Here is a 2,565-nt window from a genome sequence, read left to right as displayed (position 1 = left end):
TAATTGAGATTCGGAAAGTAGATTTTTTAGATGTTTTTGATATAATTCTTGTCTCATTCTCGATTGGTAGGTCGTATTGACAATTTATGACCTATCTTTTTTTACCATAATTCGCTCAATTTAATATATATCAAGGGTTACAGGCCGCTTGTCGCCCCCCCAGAAATTTCGTAAGTCCTATATTATTTAAAAAAGTGGCTCCGTTAACATAGGCAAGTGGTTCTCATATTCTAGAGTTGTCTACAGAATAACTTCACACGACTTATACAACTGACGCAGTATCTTCCACCATCTGTATCGATGGCACGTGCTCCCACAACGTAATGTCCTTCAGGACAAAAAGCATCATTACTCCTATCAGTAGTAGCTTCCTGTCTTGTCCCATCCCATCGATTGCCGTTAATCAGTAGGTTACCCTGAACAACCGTCTTATCTGCATTAGTAGTCAACCCTTGAAGTTGGTTTGACAAAGTCTGAACTTCATTCGATATTCTCTGATTAACACCAGATTCAATGTTACTAATCTTCTGACCAAGCTTTTGATCCTCCTGAGTAGATGTCTTGGTTAAATTATCTAATTTTTGATCTCGATTATCCTGATTTGCTTGAAGGGACTGAATCCTAGTATTTAACCCTTCCACACTATTGCTTAAAGCTTGATGATTTTGTGTCAGTTGCTCACGATTATTACTAATTTTAATAAAATTTTGTTCTAGTTTATTAGTTGTATTTCCCAACTTTTCGTTGAGCGACTTGACTTCGTTTCTAACACTTTCAAGTTCTTGAAGCTTTGTTTGTAACTCTTGCTTCATTAAACGAATTTCCGATAATGTTGCTTCATAACATTGAAAAGCCGTAGAGTTTTTATCACACTCCTGGCGACTGTTTTGACTGTTTACTAATCGAGTACAAGAAGCTACTCCTATACTAACTGTAAGGATAATCGTGCTTAATGCCATTAAACGTTTCATAATTATTCTCCTTGTGAGCTATTTGTTAGATAATTTTTCCAAAAACGAGTTTTTATTCCGTATTCTAACCAGTCTCCTTTTATTTGATCATGTAGATCTGGTGCAATATCTTTAGCTAAACAAGCCATTCGACTAGCATTGAGTTGAAGTTGTCCGTAGTTATCTGCAATTTGCTGCATAGTTAATATATGTCCACGCTGATTGATAATTTTGTTAATTTCACACTCAGATACACGGTAAAAATATATATCACTGCCTTCTTGGTATACCTGACGCATTTCTCTTTCACAAGAGGTACGACGACGAAATATGGAAAAAGGTAGGGTGCTGCGAGCCTTTTCAATTATTTTATTAAAGCTAATTCGTAAATCTTCAATAGTGCCTGCCCTAGAGCAATTAAGTGTTTTTACAAGTTCATCTAATTTAAGGAAAATATCTCGCTCAAGGTTCTCCAATCTTGTAATTGTAGGGTCAAACAGTTCTTTGTAAAAAGTACCTGGAGTTTTTTGCACAATCTTATCAACTTGAGCAAGAAGCGTCATCATCTCTAAAGCAATTTGGTTGATTCGCGCTTCTAGGGATTGATCAACAGTACCAAGAGTATAGCGGACATCAATAAGAGTCTCTGCACGAGCACGATTAATCTCTAAGAAGGTTTCCCGCATTACGCCACGATAGCGCTCATCTACTCTTTCCAAGATATGATCAATATCCTCAACCACTTGATTTTCAATATCTAGGATATTGTCTTTACTATGGTCTAAAAGTCTCTGAGCAGCTTCCTCAGTGCGGAGAATGTTATTTGCTGCTACCCGATCAACTTTATTGATTACATCATCACTAAAGGGGCGTATTGAACTATTAAAAAAGTCCTCAAATTCTTTTAAGGCTTTATCGCTTGCACCTTCAGCAACACCTTCAGAAACAATTTTAAATGGTTTTTTAAGAGCGTCTTCGACGCTATCGAATAATTTGCTAAGAGCTAAAACTCTAGGTTGCATTGAAGCAAGTATTACGCATACAAAAGGTAATAATTTCAGAGTCTTCATTATTTTAGTTTTTAGGCGTTGCTTAATAATGGAATGATTTTAAGAGTAGGTGCGCGCCTCCTAGGGCGAGTAAATCGCCCTTGGGTCGCACCTGTGGAATGGGCATCTTGCCCGTTCCTGATCTTTTCGGTCGTGCAGGATACCCACCCTACTTCTATTCATTCCTTGATTCAGCAACGCCGGATAATTACCCTTAATACAAATCTGCCCCATCTCCCCATCTCCCCATCAATCTTCTTGATGACTGAAGTTAATTAATACATTTATTCTATTAATTTATAAAAGCTTGACTGTGCTGACATTATAGTAAAGTCTTGATTTAATGACAATCGCTGACGAAAGAAAGAGGCTTTGGGAAGGCGGTTTCGGGAGCCAAGCCCTCACGGATCCCTTCGCCCTTGACTACCGGACAATAATGTCCGATAGTTTTATTATGAAAGGAAGTGAGTTCATGATAGAGGGTAAAAAAGTTAGCAAGAGAGCGTGGTCTCGAATCTCGTGTTGACAAAAAGCGCGGGAAAGGAAGCCACGTCACACTCTATTTT

The 2,565-nt window shown here is 38.0% G+C and carries 3 protein-coding genes; 1 reads left to right on the top strand and 2 read right to left on the bottom strand.

The window, feature by feature from the left end; all coding sequences use genetic code 11:
• Positions 1–230: 230 nt before the first annotated feature.
• Both F6K37_RS37850 and F6K37_RS37845 read right to left on the bottom strand, forming a co-directional pair.
• A complete protein-coding gene (locus tag F6K37_RS37850; protein WP_287256185.1) occupies positions 231–971 on the bottom strand; it encodes a hypothetical protein in 741 nt (246 codons plus the stop codon).
• Between the two features lie 2 nt (positions 972–973).
• A complete protein-coding gene (locus F6K37_RS37845; RefSeq protein WP_287256183.1) occupies positions 974–2,020 on the bottom strand; it encodes a hypothetical protein in 1,047 nt (348 codons plus the stop codon).
• 33 nt (positions 2,021–2,053) lie between these two features.
• On the opposite strand from F6K37_RS37845, the gene F6K37_RS37840 reads away from it, so the two are divergent.
• The gene (locus tag F6K37_RS37840; protein ID WP_287256181.1) at positions 2,054–2,278 is read left to right on the top strand and encodes a hypothetical protein; all 225 of its coding nucleotides are present in this window, start codon (positions 2,054–2,056) and stop codon (positions 2,276–2,278) included.
• Positions 2,279–2,565 lie beyond the last annotated feature (287 nt).

It is taken from the genome of Moorena sp. SIO4E2 (genome assembly GCF_010671945.1).
GTDB classification, from domain to species: domain Bacteria; phylum Cyanobacteriota; class Cyanobacteriia; order Cyanobacteriales; family Coleofasciculaceae; genus Moorena; species Moorena producens.
Note: the sequence above shows the minus strand (reverse complement) of the source record. Positions and strands in the feature narration are given on the sequence as shown.